The organism is Ectopseudomonas toyotomiensis, from assembly GCF_017167985.1.
Classification (GTDB): Bacteria; Pseudomonadota; Gammaproteobacteria; order Pseudomonadales; family Pseudomonadaceae; genus Aquipseudomonas; species Aquipseudomonas toyotomiensis.
On the sequence record NZ_CP070505.1, the window covers coordinates 2,820,511 to 2,834,851 of the forward strand.

The 14,341-nt window shown below is 64.5% G+C and carries 12 protein-coding genes; 6 read left to right on the forward strand and 6 right to left on the reverse strand.

Features of this window, described 5'->3' with window-relative positions; translation table 11 throughout:
• Positions 1–7: 7 nt before the first annotated feature.
• From JWV26_RS13000 to JWV26_RS13015, 4 genes are all read left to right on the forward strand, one after another.
• Complete coding sequence (locus JWV26_RS13000) at positions 8–709, forward strand: glutathione S-transferase family protein (RefSeq protein WP_206417026.1); 702 nt, start codon at positions 8–10, stop codon at positions 707–709.
• Positions 706–1,389, forward strand: a complete 684-nt coding sequence (locus JWV26_RS13005; protein WP_206417027.1) for a glutathione S-transferase N-terminal domain-containing protein — start codon at positions 706–708, stop codon at positions 1,387–1,389. The genes JWV26_RS13000 and JWV26_RS13005 overlap by 4 nt, the downstream gene beginning before the upstream one ends.
• 92 nt (positions 1,390–1,481) lie before the next feature.
• Positions 1,482–2,606, forward strand: coding sequence for an alanine dehydrogenase (gene ald / locus JWV26_RS13010; RefSeq protein ID WP_017678476.1), 1,125 nt, complete (start codon positions 1,482–1,484; stop codon positions 2,604–2,606).
• Between the two features lie 27 nt (positions 2,607–2,633).
• On the forward strand, positions 2,634–3,269 hold the full coding sequence (locus JWV26_RS13015; protein ID WP_206417028.1) for a dioxygenase family protein: 636 nt from the start codon (positions 2,634–2,636) through the stop codon (positions 3,267–3,269).
• A gap of 8 nt (positions 3,270–3,277) precedes the next feature.
• Here JWV26_RS13015 and JWV26_RS13020 read toward each other — a convergent pair whose 3' ends face one another.
• Positions 3,278–5,089 carry an SLC13 family permease gene (locus tag JWV26_RS13020; protein ID WP_074913634.1) on the reverse strand — a complete coding sequence of 604 codons (1,812 nt, stop codon included), beginning with the start codon at positions 5,087–5,089 and terminating at the stop codon, positions 3,278–3,280.
• A gap of 110 nt (positions 5,090–5,199) precedes the next feature.
• Positions 5,200–6,384, reverse strand: coding sequence for a BaiN/RdsA family NAD(P)/FAD-dependent oxidoreductase (locus tag JWV26_RS13025; RefSeq protein ID WP_079784831.1), 1,185 nt, complete (start codon positions 6,382–6,384; stop codon positions 5,200–5,202).
• Positions 6,385–6,590: 206 nt separating this feature from the next.
• On the opposite strand from JWV26_RS13025, the gene JWV26_RS13030 reads away from it, so the two are divergent.
• Complete coding sequence (locus JWV26_RS13030; protein WP_206417029.1) at positions 6,591–7,322, forward strand: substrate-binding periplasmic protein; 732 nt, start codon at positions 6,591–6,593, stop codon at positions 7,320–7,322.
• On the opposite strand, the gene JWV26_RS13035 is transcribed toward JWV26_RS13030, so the two are convergent.
• Genes JWV26_RS13035 through mdtD form a run of 3 tightly spaced genes read right to left on the reverse strand, consistent with a single transcriptional unit; the run spans position 7,323 to position 11,447 of the window.
• Positions 7,323–8,558, reverse strand: coding sequence for a GGDEF domain-containing response regulator (locus JWV26_RS13035; protein ID WP_074913637.1), 1,236 nt, complete (start codon positions 8,556–8,558; stop codon positions 7,323–7,325).
• Positions 8,559–8,599: 41 nt separating this feature from the next.
• Positions 8,600–9,976, reverse strand: a complete 1,377-nt coding sequence (dbpA, locus tag JWV26_RS13040; RefSeq protein WP_206417030.1) for an ATP-dependent RNA helicase DbpA — start codon at positions 9,974–9,976, stop codon at positions 8,600–8,602.
• Positions 9,977–10,025: 49 nt separating this feature from the next.
• Entirely contained in the window at positions 10,026–11,447 is a 1,422-nt protein-coding gene (mdtD, locus tag JWV26_RS13045) for a multidrug transporter subunit MdtD (protein ID WP_206417031.1), read from the reverse strand.
• A gap of 144 nt (positions 11,448–11,591) precedes the next feature.
• Here mdtD and torT point away from each other — a divergent pair, with 144 nt between their 5' ends.
• The gene (torT, locus tag JWV26_RS13050; RefSeq protein ID WP_206417032.1) at positions 11,592–12,611 is read left to right on the forward strand and encodes a TMAO reductase system periplasmic protein TorT; all 1,020 of its coding nucleotides are present in this window, start codon (positions 11,592–11,594) and stop codon (positions 12,609–12,611) included.
• On the opposite strand, the gene betA is transcribed toward torT, so the two are convergent.
• The gene (gene betA / locus JWV26_RS13055) at positions 12,600–14,306 is read right to left on the reverse strand and encodes a choline dehydrogenase (RefSeq protein ID WP_206417033.1); all 1,707 of its coding nucleotides are present in this window, start codon (positions 14,304–14,306) and stop codon (positions 12,600–12,602) included. The two genes, torT and betA, sit on opposite strands and share 12 nt — an antisense overlap.
• Between the last annotated feature and the right edge of the window lie 35 nt (positions 14,307–14,341).

Here is a 14,341-nt window from a genome sequence, read left to right on the forward strand (position 1 = left end):
GGGTGATATGCGGGAATTGTTCGAGTTATGCGGCGCCGATCCTGAGCTGGTGTTCTCGCCTTACTGCTGGCGCGTACGTCTGGCGTTGGCGCACAAGGGACTGGACTGGCAGAGCCGGCCGACACGTTTCACTGACAAGGAGTTGATCGCTTTTTCCGGACAGAAGCTGGTGCCGGTGCTGATCGACGAAGGTGAAACGGTGCATGACAGCCTGGCGATCTTTGCCTACCTCGATCAGTGTTATCCACAACGTCCATTGCTCGGTGGCGCGCTGGCTGCCGAGCGCGCCCGCCTGGTCGAGCGCCTGAGCTTTCATATGGTGCGTGTGCCGCTGTTGAAGATGCTGATCCCGCGGGTCTGGCAGGTGATCGACCCGGCTGACCGCGAGTATTTCCGCAGCAGCCGGGAGAAGGCGCTGGGTATGAGTCTGGAGGCGTTCGCCGATCCGCAGGGCGGTGAGCGCTTGTTCCGTGAAGGCGTGGCGCCGCTGGAAATGTGGCTGCGTGATCAGCCCTTCCTCGAAGGCCAGGCCCCTGGCGGTTGTGACTACCTGCTGGCTGGCATGTTGTTCTGGGCCTGGTGCCTGGGCGCGCAACCCTGGGCCGAGGATTCGGCGCTGGGCGCCTGGTTCGCGCGCATCCTGCAGGCGTATGAGGCGACTCACGGCCCGGTCAAGCGGGCCGCGATCCACGTGGAGGAAAACCAATGATCGACCTGTACTACTGGACCACGCCCAACGGTCACAAGGTCAGCATCTTTCTCGAGGAAGCCGGGCTGGACTATCGCATCGTTCCGGTGCATATCGGCAAGGGCGAGCAGTTTGCGCCGGCGTTTCTCAAGATCGCGCCGAACAACCGCATTCCCGCTATCGTCGATCGAGCGCCGGCCGATGGTGGCGAGCCCATCGCCCTGTTCGAGTCCGGGGCGATTCTTGAATACCTGGCCGACAAGAGCGGGCAGTTCCTGCCGCGCGAGACACGCGCGCGTTTCACCGTGTTGCAGTGGCTGTACTGGCAGATGGGCGGCGTTGGCCCGATGGCGGGGCAGAACCACCACTTCGTGCGCTACGCACCGGAGCCGATTCCGTATGCCATCGATCGCTACGTGAAGGAAACCGCGCGCCTCTACGGCGTGCTGGACCGCCAGCTGGCCGGGCGCGACTACGTGGCGGGCGAGTATTCCATCGCCGACATGGCCATCTACCCCTGGGCCAAACTGTGGAAGATGCAGCAACAGAAACTGGAGGACTTCCCCAACATGGCCGCCTGGCTCGAACGCATCGATGCACGCCCTGCGGTACAGCGTGCCTACGCGCTGGTAGAACAGGTGAACGCCGATCCGCAGGCCTTGCTCACCGCAGAGGCGCGGCGCCTGCTGTTCGGGCAGTGACGGACGGACGAAATTTCTCGTGGATTTTCCTGTGAGCTGGCTCACGCTTTCCTAGACTTCAGACTGTTGGCCCGCAATGGTTGGAGATGGTTATGCGAATCGGCGTACCCAAGGAAATCAAGAACCACGAGTACCGAGTCGGCCTCACGCCACAGTCGGTGGCCGAGCTTACGGCGCTCGGCCATGAGGTCTGGATCGAGACCCATGCCGGTGCCGCTGTCGGTTTCGCCGACGAGGATTACCTCGAGGCGGGCGCGCAGATCGCCAGCAGTTCGTCCGAGGTGTTCCAGCAGGGGCAGTTGATCGTCAAGGTCAAGGAGCCTCTGGCGGTGGAGCGCGCCAGGTTGCGAGCCCACCACACGCTGTTCACCTACCTGCACCTGGCGCCGGATCGGGCGCAGACCGAAGAGCTGATGGCCGGCGGTGCCACTTGCATCGCCTACGAGACGGTGACCGATGCGCAGGGGCGCCTGCCTTTGTTGGCGCCGATGTCGGAAGTGGCCGGGCGCATGTCGATCCAGGCCGGCGCCGGCTGTCTGGAAAAGGCCCGTGGCGGGCGTGGCGTATTGCTGGGTGGTGTACCAGGCGTGGCACCGGGCAAGGTAGTGATTCTCGGCGGCGGCGTGGTCGGCAGTCATGCCCTGGCCATGGCGGTCGGCCTCGGTGCCGATGTCACGGTGTTGGACAAGAGCGTCGACGCGCTACGCCGGCTCGATGCCCAGTACGGCAATCGCATCACCACGCTCTACTCCACTCGCGCAGCGGTGCGTGAGCAGGTGTTGGCGGCCGATCTGGTGATTGGAGGGGTGCTGATTCCCGGAGCTGCCGCGCCCAAGCTGATCACTGCGGACATGGTGCGGCAGATGAAGGCCGGCGCAGTGTTGGTGGATGTCGCCATCGACCAGGGCGGATGCGCCGAGACTTCCCGCGCAACCACCCATGCCGAGCCCACCTATGTGGTCGATGATGTGGTGCACTATTGCGTGGCCAACATGCCCGGCGCGGTGGCACGCACCTCGACCCTGGCGCTGAACAACGCGACCCTGCCGTTCGTCGTGGCGCTCGCCCAGAAGGGCACACGCCGCGCCTTGCAGGATGACCTGCATCTGCTGAATGGGCTCAACGTGGCCAGGGGCGTGATCACCTGCGGCAGCGTGGCCGAGGCCCACGGCCTGCCCTTTCAATCGGCCGCCGGGGTGCTGGAACATCTGTCGTAGGGCGTCGCGCTACGGAGGAAAGAGACCATGTCCAGCCGTCGTCATCTCCTCTTCGCCGTTGGCGGCGCGTTGCTGGTCAGCCCGGCACTGGCGCTGGCCGAGCGGTTGCTGACGCCACGCCAGACGTTGGGCCCCTTCTACCCCGACCAACTGCCGCTGGACCGCGACAACGATCTGGTGCGAGTCGACGGCCAGGCCGCAGAGGCGCGCGGCATTCGCGTGCAACTGCACGGCTCGATCCTCGATGCGGGCGGGCGGCCACTGGCGGGAGCGCTGGTGGAAATCTGGCAAGTGGATGCCAACGGTATCTATCTGCACAGTCGCGGCGGTGACCGCCAGAGGCTCGACCCCGGGTTCCAGGGGTATGGTCGTTTCACCACGGCGGCCGATGGGCGCTACCGTTTTCGCACCATCCGCCCGGTGCCCTATCCCGGCCGCACCCCGCATATCCATCTGGCGGTGACCCTGCCCGGCATACCGCGTTTCGCCACGCAGTGTTATGTGCACGGCGAGCCGCTGAATCAGCGCGATGGCCTGCTCAACGCGATCCACGACCCACGCTTGCGCGAACTGCTGGTCGTGCCCTTCGTGCCGGTGAGCGGGCAGAGCGACGAGCAGGTCGCTCGCTTCGATGTGGTGCTCGGCATCACCCCGAGCTCCTGAATGACGGATTACAACGGCCAGATCCACAGCAGCATGGGCACACTGATCAGCACCACGAGGATTTCCAGTGGCAGGCCCAGGCGCCAATAGTCGCCGAAGCGGAAACCACCCGGGCTGAGGATCAGGGTGTTGTTCTGGTGGCCAATGGGCGTGAGGAACGAGCAGGAGGCGCCGATGGCGACGGCCATCAGCAGCGAGTCCGGGCTGACGCCGAGCTGGCTGGCGGCGCTCAGCGCGATGGGGCACATCACCGCTGCAGTCGCCGCGTTGTTCATGAAATCCGACAGGGTCATGGTCACCACCAGCAACAGGGTCAGGGTGATGATGGCGTTGCCTTGCGCCAGGTTCTCCATCAGCAGGCGTGCCAGCAGATCGGCTGCACCCGTGGCGGACATCGCACCGGCCACCGGAATCAGAGCCCCGAGCAACACGATCACTGGCCAGTCGATGGACTCGTAGACGGCGCGCAGCGGCACCAGACGCAGCAGCATGTAGGCCAGTACGCCGCTGGCGAAGGCGATCGCAGCCGAGAGCAGGCCGAAGGCGGCTGCTGCGATGGCCAGCAGCATGATGCCGAGCGCGAGGTTGGCCTGCTGCGGATCGGGAATGTTGATTGCGCGTGCGGCCAGCGGCACGCAGTCATAGTCGCTGGCGAACTCGCCGATATCCTCGGCGCTGCCCTGCATCAGCAGCACATCACCGCTCTGGATCAGGGTCGAGCGCAGGCGTTTGATCGAGCGATGGCTCTGTCTGGAGATAGCCAGCAGGTTGATGGAATAGCGGCTGCGCAGACGCGTGCTGCTGGCGGAACGACCAATCAGCGAAGAGTCGGGTTTGACCAGCAGTTCCTGCATGGCGCGGTCTTCGTCATTGTTGGCTTTCTTCTCGGTTTCACCTTCCTTGTCCTCTTTCTGTTCGGCCTCCTTGGCTTCGCGCTCGGCCTCCAGCAACAGGTCCAGCTGGCCGAGCACTTCGCCCAACTCCTGCGGGTCGGCCTCGATCACCAGTACGTCATCGGCCTGCAGAACGCGCCGCGGGTTGGGCGCAGTCAGGCGCAGCTTGTTGCGCACCATGGCCACCACCTGGGCGTCGGCCTCGTCGAGCAACTGCTCGATTTCGCGCAGGGTCTTGCCCTGGGCCTTGCCACCTTCCTTGACCCGCGCCTCGGTCAGGTAATGGCCGGTGTCGAAGCTGGCGGCGTTACCTACTTCGCGCTTGGGAACCAGACGCCAGCCGAGCAGGGTGATGAACAGCACGCCGGCCAGTGCCACGGCGACACCGACCGGACTGAAGTCGAACATGGCGAAGGGACCGCTGCCATGCTGGGCGCGAAAACTGGAGACGATCAGGTTCGGCGGTGTACCGATCAGCGTGGTCATGCCGCCGAGGATGGTGCCGAAGGCCAGCGGCATCAGCACGCGCCCTGGCGGCAGCTCCAGGCGTGCAGAAATCTGCAGGGCGATGGGCATCAGCAGGGCGAGGGCGCCGACGTTGTTCATGAATGCCGAGAGCAGCGCGCCCAGGCCGGTCAGTGCGGCGATGGACAGCAGTACGCCAGCGCCGCTGGGCAGCAGTCGTTGGGCCAGTCGGCTGACCGCCCCCGTGCGCTGCAAACCATGGCTGAGCACCAGTACGCAGGCGACGGTGATCACCGCTGGGTGACCGAAACCTGCAAAGGCCTCGCGCTCGGGCACCAGGCCAACGATCACGCACGCCAACAGCGCGCCCAGCGCTACCACGTCATGGCGCCAGCGGCCCCAGATGAACAAGCCCATGCTGGCAACGAGAATGACGAAAATCAGGCCTTGTTCGAGAGTCATGAAGCGGCGTCGTCCCTGTGATTGCAGCGTTATATCTGCTGTTCATAGCAGAGTCTGCGCCGCGTCGGCAGTTCCCGCTGCACCGTCAAATGGGGCGCAATATTTTAGCCTCAGACGTATTGCGCGGCGGCGTAGCCCGACGCCCAGGCCCACTGGAAGTTGAAGCCGCCCAGGTGGCCGGTGACGTCGAGCACTTCGCCGATGAAATACAACCCCGGTACCTTGAGCGATTCCAGGGTTTTGGATGACACCTCGTTGGTATTCACCCCGCCCAGGGTCACTTCCGCCGTGCGGTAGCCTTCGGTGCCGGCCGGCACCAGTTGCCAGTCGGACAGGTGCTCGGCAATCGTCTTGAGCTCGCCGGGCGTGTACTGCTTGAGCGGCTTGTTGCTGAACCAGCTGTCGACCAGCAGGGTCGCCATCTTCTTGGTGAACAGTTCGGCCAGCAGAGTTTTCAGCTCGCTGTTGCCACGTTCGCGCTGCTGGGTGGCTAGCCACTCGGGCAGATCGATATGTGGCAGCAGGTCGATATGCACGGTATCGCCAGGCTGCCAGTATGACGAGATCTGCAGGATCGCCGGGCCGGACAGGCCGCGGTGGGTGAAGAGGATGTTCTCGACGAAACTCTGGCCATTGCAGCTCACCCGGCAGTCCTCCACCGAGGTGCCGGAAAGCTCCGTGCACAGCGTCTTGAGCTGCGGGTCGGTGATGGTGAAAGGCACCAATCCGGCGCGGGTCGGCAGTAATTCGTGACCGAATTGCCTGGCTACCTGATAGCCGAAGCCGGTGGCGCCGAGGGTCGGAATCGACAGCCCGCCGGTGGCGATCACCAGTGACTGGCAGGCCACTTCGCCGAGGTCGCTTTGCAGCAGGAAACCGCCTGCGGTTTTTTCGATGCTGTGCACTGCCGTGTCCAGGCGAATCTGTGCCCCGGCCTCGGCACATTCGGCCAGCAGCAATTCGAGGATGTCGCTGGACTTGTTATCGCAGAACAGCTGGCCAAGCTTCTTCTCGTGGTAGGGCACGCCGTGCTTGGCCACCAGGCCGATGAAGTCCCACTGGGTGAAACGCGCCAGGGCGGACTTGCAGAAGTGCGGGTTGCCGGAAAGGAAGTTGTTCGGCTCGCAGTACAGGTTGGTGAAGTTGCAGCGCCCACCACCGGACATGAGGATCTTCTTGCCGGCCTTGTTGGCATGGTCGAGCACCAGCACGCGGCGGCCACGGGCTGCGGCGGTGGCTGCGCACATCAGGCCGGCGGCGCCTGCGCCGATGATCAGTACGTCGGTTTGCAACACGAAATGTCCTCAGGTGAATCGCTGACGCAGCCAGCGCTGCGCGAAAACCGCTGAAGTTTACCCGAAGCCGCTCTGGGCCGACGCTTCTGTCGCGGTGTGGCAGGCAAGCGTATGACGCCCGCCTGACTGTCTCAGATATGAGACAGTGACGAGTGGCGTTGTGCCTGCTATCACTAGAACTGATCATTTCGGATGGATCGCCACCAATGCCCGCAGTGCGTGCCTGGCTATTGCTCTTGATGCTGTCGCCGGCACTTGCCACGGCCGAGCTGTTGCGCCTGGTGGCCGACCCCTGGCCGCCGTTCAATGATCAACGGTTGCCCGGCAAAGGTCTGGCCAGTGATCTGGTGGAGCAGGCGCTCGCCCGTGCCGGCTACACCACCAGCTACGTGGAGGTGCCCTGGGAACGTGCGGTGTTGGGGCTCAAGCGTGGTGATTACGATGTACTGATCAACGCCTGGTACAGCGCCGATCGTACCGAGTACGGCTATTTCTCCCAGCCCTATCTGGTCAATCGCATCCGCTTCATGCGCCGCAAGGGGAGCGACATTCAATTCGAGACCCTGGCCGATCTCTACCCGCACAGCATTGCGGTGGTCAGGGGCTATGCCTATTCCAGGGATTTCGACAGCGATCCGCAGCTGCTCAAGGTTGGTGTCGGCAGTTTCGAGATCGCCGCGCGGATGCTGCATGCCGGGCGTGTGCAGCTGGCGCTGGAGGATGAGCTGGTCGCGCGCCACCTGCTCGGTCGCAAGCTGAGTGCTATCCGCGATGAACTGGAGTTCCTGCCGCAGCCCTTGAGCGAGAATGGCCTGCATATCCTTGTGCGGCGCAGTCTGGTCCAGCATCGCGACATTGCCAGGCGTTTCGATGCGGCGATTCAGGCCATGAGCGATGACGGCAGTTATGCCGCGACGCTGCAGCGCCACAGCCCCTGATCAGGCCAGTACGGTGCGGGCACGGCCCTGTTGCTTGGCCCGGTACAGGCGAATGTCGGCCTCATGCAGCAGGCTTTCCAGGTCCTCGGGGTCACCCTGATAGAGGCCTGCGCTGAACGACAGCGCGGGCGCTCCGACGGCGTAATGCAGGCCGGCGCACTGCCGGCGCAGTTTATCCAGTGCCTGAGCCACATGATCTGCGCCATGCAGGGTCAGCAGGGCAAATTCCTCACCGCCCAGGCGTCCCAGCAGCATGTCGGGGAAGGCATTGCTCATCGCCCGGGCGAACACCACCAGGGCGCTGTCGCCGCTGGCATGGCCGAAGCCGTCGTTGATCTGCTTGAAGTGGTCGAGATCGAGCATCGCCACGCTGACCTCGCGACTTTCCCGTTGCGCCTTCTGCAGTATCTGCATGCCTTGTTCGTAGAAGGCGCGGCGGTTGTTCAGGCCGGTCAGGGCATCGAACTGCGCGGCCTTCTTCAGTGCGCGCAACAGGTCGCGTCGCTCCAGGGTCGACATTACCCGGCAGTTCAGCTCTTCAGGGCAGAAGGGTTTGCGCAGGAAGTCGTCGGCACCGTGCTTGATGAACTGCGCACTGAGCGAGCCCTTGGGATCGGCGGACACGCCGATGATGATCAGGTCATTGAGGCGCAGTTTCTGGCGCAGCAGCTTGACCAGCTCGAAACCGCTGACGCCGGGCATGGCATGGTCGAGCACCAGCAGGTCGATATCTGGATGCTCATTGAGCTGGCGCAGGGTCTCCTTGCCGTCGCTGGCCTCGATGATCTGGTAGTGGTGCGGCTCGAGGATATGGCGAATGTAGTGACGCTGCGCCGCAGAGTCGTCGGCGATGAGAATCTTGATATGGCTGTTGTGGTCGAGCCGGTGCAGCAGGCGGAAGGCGTACTCGTAGGAGTGCTGGCTCTCCTTGAGTACGTAGTCGACCACGCCTTTCATCAGCAATTCGTCGCGGCGCTGTTCGTTGTAGCTGCCACTGAGCACGATGCACGGCAGGTGGTAGCGCATCACCAGGTCGACGCTTTCGCCGTCCGGTGCGTCCGGCAGGTGCAGGTCGACGATGGCGGCGAAGAACAGCGCCGCAGAGGTCTCCAGCATGACTTCCGCTTCTGCCAGTGAGGCACAGAAGATCGGCTCCAGATCGGTTTCCTGACGGAACAGATGCTCGAGGATCTTCAGTACCAGTGGGCTGTCTTCAATGACCAGAATATTGCGCATGGGTAACTCCGGCCCAGGCCGTTTGTCTCTTTATATCAGCCTTACAATAGACGCACACGCAGCGTTCTACCCTTGATCTTGCCGTCAGTGAGGCGCTTGAGCGCTTGACGGGCGACGTCGCGTTCGACGGCGACATAGGCCTGGTAGTCGAACAGGGCGATCTTGCCGACCTGGCTGCCGGGCAGCCCGGCGTCGCCGGTCAGGGCACCAAGAATATCGCCGGGGCGTAGTTTGTCCTTGCGTCCGGCACCGATGCACAGGGTGTGCATCGGCGGCAGCAGCGGCTCACCCGTCGCCTTGGCTGCGGGCAGCGGGTACCAGGCCAGTTCCTTGCCTTGCAGGGTTTCGATGGCCTGGGCGCGACCGGCTTCGGCCGGGGCCACCAGGCTCAGTGCCAGGCCTTTCTCACCAGCGCGACCACTACGGCCGATGCGGTGGATATGCACCTCGGCATCACGCGACAGCTCGACGTTGATCACCATTTCCAGCCCGGCGATATCCAGGCCGCGCGCTGCGACGTCGGTGGCCACCAGCACGCTGAGGCTGCGATTGGCGAACAGCGCGAGAATCTGATCGCGATCACGCTGTTCCAGATCGCCATGCAGCGCGGCGGCGGAAATCTTCTCGGCCTCCAGCTGTGCGGCCAGTTCGTCGCACTGTTGGCGGGTGGCACAGAAGGCCACCGTCGGTTGCTTGCGGAAATGCCGCAGCAGGGTGCTGACCGCTTCCATACGTTGGCTCGGCGCTATTTCGTAGAAGCGCTGCTCAATCTGCCCGTCGTCGTGCTGCGCCTCCACTTCGACCCGCTCCGGGCTACGCAAGAAACGTGCGGCAAGCTGCTCGATGGCGGGCGGATAGGTGGCGGAGAACAGCAGGGTCTGGCGGCGTGCCGGGGTCTGCTCGATGATCTCGGCGATGCTGTCGATAAAACCCATGTCGAGCATGCGGTCGGCTTCGTCGAGTACCAGGGTATTGAGCCCATCGACTTTCAGCGTGCCTTTGCGCAGATGCTCCTGCACCCGTCCCGGCGTGCCGACGATCACGTGCGCACCATGCTCGAGCGAGCCGATCTGCGGGCCGAAGGGCACGCCGCCGCAGAGGGTAAGCACCTTGATATTGTCGGCAGCACGGGCCAGGCGGCGGATTTCCTTGGCCACCTGATCGGCCAGTTCGCGCGTCGGGCACAGCACCATGGCCTGGCAGCCGAAATAGCGCGGGTTGAGCGGATGCAGCAGGCCGATGCCGAAGGCTGCGGTCTTGCCGCTGCCCGTCTTGGCCTGGGCGATCAGATCGCGGCCCTTGAGAATCAGCGGCAGGCTGGCGGCCTGGATGGGCGTCATCTCGGCATAGCCGATGGCGGCGAGATTGGCCTGCATGGCGGCAGAAATGGGCAGGCTGGCGAAGGCAGTAGCGGTCACGGCAAGAGCTCGGGGGTGAAGAAACAGGCCGGCAGTGTAGCAGGCCCGCTCATTCGTCCGCTGAAACCTCGATATTGCGCCCGCTACGGCCATCTTTCGTGTCCAGTTGCAGGAAGATCGCCGCTGCCAGCATCGACAGCAGGCCAACGCACAGGTAGGTCGCCTGGAACGCCTCCAGCACATGGCCATTGTCGCCCAGCTCGCGGCTGAAACCGCTGAGCAGGGCCGCCGCCGAGGCAACGCCAAGGCCCATCGCCAGCTGTACCACCACCGACAGGAGGCTGTTGCCGCTGCTGGCGTCGCGGTTGTCCAGGTCGATCAGCGTTACCGTGTTCATCGCGGTGAACTGCAGCGAGTTGCAGGCGCCGATCAGGCTCAGCTGGATGATCAGCTGCACGGTCGAGGTTTGTGCGTCGACCAGGGCCAGGCTGGCGATCAGGGCGCCGAGCAGCAGGGTGTTGCTGGTGAGGATGTTGCGGTAGCCGAGGCGCTCGATCAGCGGCCTGGCCAGCGGCTTGGCTGCCATGGCCGCCAGCGCCAGCGGAATCAGGCTCATGCCGGCCTGGGCCGGCGAATAGCCCATCGCCAGTTGCAGCAGCAGCGGCGTGAGGAAAGGTAGCGCGCCGCTGCCGAGGCGGGCGAACAGGTTACCGATGATGCCCACGGCGAAACTGCGGGTGTGGAACAGCCTGGGTGCGAACAATGGCTGCTCGATGCGCCCGGCGCGCAGCCAGTAGGCGGCCAGGCAGGCCATGCCGCCGAGCAACAGCAGTACCACACGCATGGTCGGCAGGTGCAGTTCGCCGAGCCCTTCCAGAGCCACGGTGATCAGCAGCATGGCGGCGCCGAACAGCAGAAAGCCGCCGGTATCGAAGCGGCTGCGCTCAGGGCCGCGCAGGTCGGGCATATGGCGCAATGCCGCCCAGCAGCCGAGTAGCCCCACCGGCAGGTTGATCAGGAAGATCCAGTGCCAGCTGGCCACTTCCACCAACCAGCCACCCAGGCTCGGGCCGATCAGCGGGCCGAGCAGGCCGGGCAGGGTGATAAAGCTCATGATCCGTACCAGCTCAGAACGCGGATAGGCGCGCAGTACCACCAGGCGCCCGACCGGCATCATCAGCGCGCCGCCCAGGCCCTGGATGACCCGTGCGCCGATCAGCATGCTCAGCGACTCCGACAGCGCGCAGAGCAGCGAGCCAAGGCTGAACAGGGCGATGGCGCCGAAAAAGATGCGCCGCGTGCCGAAGCGGTCGGCGACCCAGCCCGAGGCCGGGATCAGCAGGGCCACGGTAAGCATGTAGGCGATCACCACCGACTGCATGCGCAATGGATTTTCGCCGAGGTCGGCGGCCATGGCCGGTAATGCGGTGTTGAGGATGGTGCCATCGAGCGTCTGCATGAAGAAGGCGATGGCGACTATCCAGGGCAGCAGGCGGGCGGTTCTGGGGTCGAGCAGGGTGGGATTGGTCATGCTGTTCTCATGGTTTGTGCACCCCACTCTAGGCCGCCGACCGAGCCCGGGCAACTGCGGGTTGCCAACGTGCAAGCAGGTGTCCGAGGTGGTGCTACGCTGGGGTTACTGGCACATCGCCCCGCAAGGGCTAAGGACGGCGTTATGCGCTGGTTGACTCTGTGGCTTTCGCTGGCTTGCCAGTCGCTGCTGGCGGCCGAGTGGTTCCCTTATCCGGTACGTGCCGATGGCCGCATGCTGGATTACCGGCCTTTGCCGGTGGCCAGCCAGCCCTGGCGTATCTGCGCACTGCTGCCTCATGGCAAGGATCGCTACTGGTGGGGCGTGGCCTGGGGGCTGGATCAGGAAGCCAGACGCCTTGGCGTGCGCCTGGGTATCTACGAAGCCGGTGGCTACGAGTATGCCGAGGTGCAAGTGGAGCAGTTCGAGCATTGTGTAGCCGAGGGCGCCGATGCTTTCGTCGTCGCCAGTATCAACACCTATGACCTGTGCAGCGCAGCAGAAGTGCAGATCAAGGCCGGTCGGCCGGTAATCGATCTGGTCAATCGCCTGGAATGCCCAGGGCTCAGCGCGCATTCGCGGGTCGACTTCGCCGACATGACGCGTGCCACGCTCAAGTATCTGGTACGTGTCAGTGAAGGGCGGCCGATTCAGGTCGGCTGGCTACCCGGCCCTGCCGATGCTGGCTGGGTGCAGGATGCCGAACGCGGCCTGCGTGATGCCTTGCCTGGAACCAGGGTGACCCTGGCCCATGGTGGTTATGCCCCAGTGGATCGCAGTAGGCAGGCGCAGCTGACGCGGGAGCTGCTCAAGCAGCATCCACGTCTCGATTACCTGATCGCCAATGCCGAAGCCGCGGCCTTCGCCGCGCAGTTGGTGCACAATATCGGTTCCGAGGCGCAGGTGTTGTCGTTCTATGCCACCGAGCGGGTGCTGGAGCAGATCCGCGAGGGTCAGGTACTGGCTGCACCCACCGATTCACCGGTTATTCAGGCGCGCATTGCCCTGGACCTGGCCGTTCGTGGCCTGCAGGGCGAAAAGCTGCCGCAGCTGGTGAGCCCGCAGATCGAAATGCTCGACGCCGACTCACTGGATCGTTTCGACCTCGGCCGGTTGATGCCGCCCGAGGGCCACTGGATGATCCGCCAGGAATTACCCGACTAGCCTGTCTTGCTGGCTGCGCAGCGGCGTGCCACGCACCGGGCGTTCGCCCGCGACGAAGTAGGGCGCGTTGCTGCGCGGCAATGGCTGGCGCCCGCGAATCCGATCCGCGATCTTCTCGGCGATCATGATGGTGGTGGCGTTGAGGTTGCCGGTGATGATCTCCGGCATGATCGACGCATCCACCACCCGCAAGCCCTGCAGGCCGTGCACGCGGCCCTGACCATCGACCACCGCCATGTCGTCCTCGCCCATCTTGCACGAGCAGGACGGATGGAAAGCCGTTTCCGCATGCTCGCGAATGAAGGCATCCAGCTCGGCGTCGCTCTGCACATGCGCGCCAGGGCTGATTTCACGCCCACGGTACGGGTCGAGCGCCGGCTGCGCCATGATCTCGCGGGTCAGGCGTATGCCGTCGCGAAACTCCTGCCAGTCCTGCTCATGACTCATGTAGTTGAAAAGGATGCTCGGGTGCTGGCGCGGGTCCTTGGACTTGAGCTGGATGCGCCCGCGGCTGGGCGAGCGCATCGAACCGACGTGAGCCTGGAAGCCGTGCTCATTGACCGCGTTGCTGCCGTTGTAGTTGATCGCCACCGGCAGGAAGTGGAACTGGATGTTGGGCCAGGCGAACTCCGGACGCGTGCGGATGAAGCCACCGGCCTCGAACTGGTTGCTGGCGCCGATGCCGTTGCCTGCAAACAGCCATTGCGCGCCGATGCCGGGCTGGTTGAGCAGCTTGAGTGCCGGGTACAGCGACACCGGCTGGGTGCAGGCGTACTGCAGGTACATCTCCAGGTGATCCTGAAGGTTCTGGCCGACGCCAGGCAGTTCGTGTACCAGCGCGATGTCCAGCTCGCGCAGCAGCGCGGCGGGGCCGACGCCGGAGCGCTGGAGGATCTGCGGCGAGGCGATGGCGCCGGCGCATAGCAGCACTTCGCGGCGAGCACGGGCTTCGGTGGCAGCGTTGGCGTTGCCGATCAGGTAGCTGACACCGCTGGCGCGCTTGCCATCGAAGAGGATGCGGTCGGTGGTGGCGTGGGTGACAATGGTCAGGTTGGGACGCGCCCGTGCCTGGTCCAGATAGCCGCGCGCGGTGCTGGCGCGGCGGCCTTCCGGGGTCACGGTGCGGTCCATCGGGCCGAAGCCTTCCTGCTGATAGCCGTTGAGGTCATCGGTGCGCGGATAGCCGGCCTGCACGCCGGCCTCGACCATGGCGTGGAACAGCGGGTTGTTGCCGGCCTTGGGCGTGGTCACGCTGACCGGGCCGTCGCCGCCGTGGTAATCGTTGGGGCCGATGTCGCGGCTTTCCGCCTTGCGGAAGTACGGCAGGCAGTCGTGGTAGGTCCAGTCTTCCAGGCCCTTGGCCGTGGCCCAGTTGTCGAAGTCCATGGCGTTGCCGCGGATGTAGCACATGCCGTTGATCAGGGATGAGCCGCCCAGGCCCTTGCCGCGCCCGCATTCCATGCGGCGGTTGTTCATGTGCGGCTCGGGGTCAGTCTCGTAGGCCCAGTTGTAGCGCCGGCCCTGCAGCGGGAAGGCCAGGGCGGCGGGCATCTGAGTACGAAAGTCGAGGCGGTAGTCGGGGCCGCCGGCTTCCAGCAGCAGCACGCTGACGTCGGCGTCTTCGGTCAGCCGGGTGGCCAGGACGTTACCGGCCGAACCGGCGCCGATGATGATGTAGTCGAATTCCTGGGTCATGGCTCCTCCTGCTGCCCGGCTGTGATCCGGGAAAA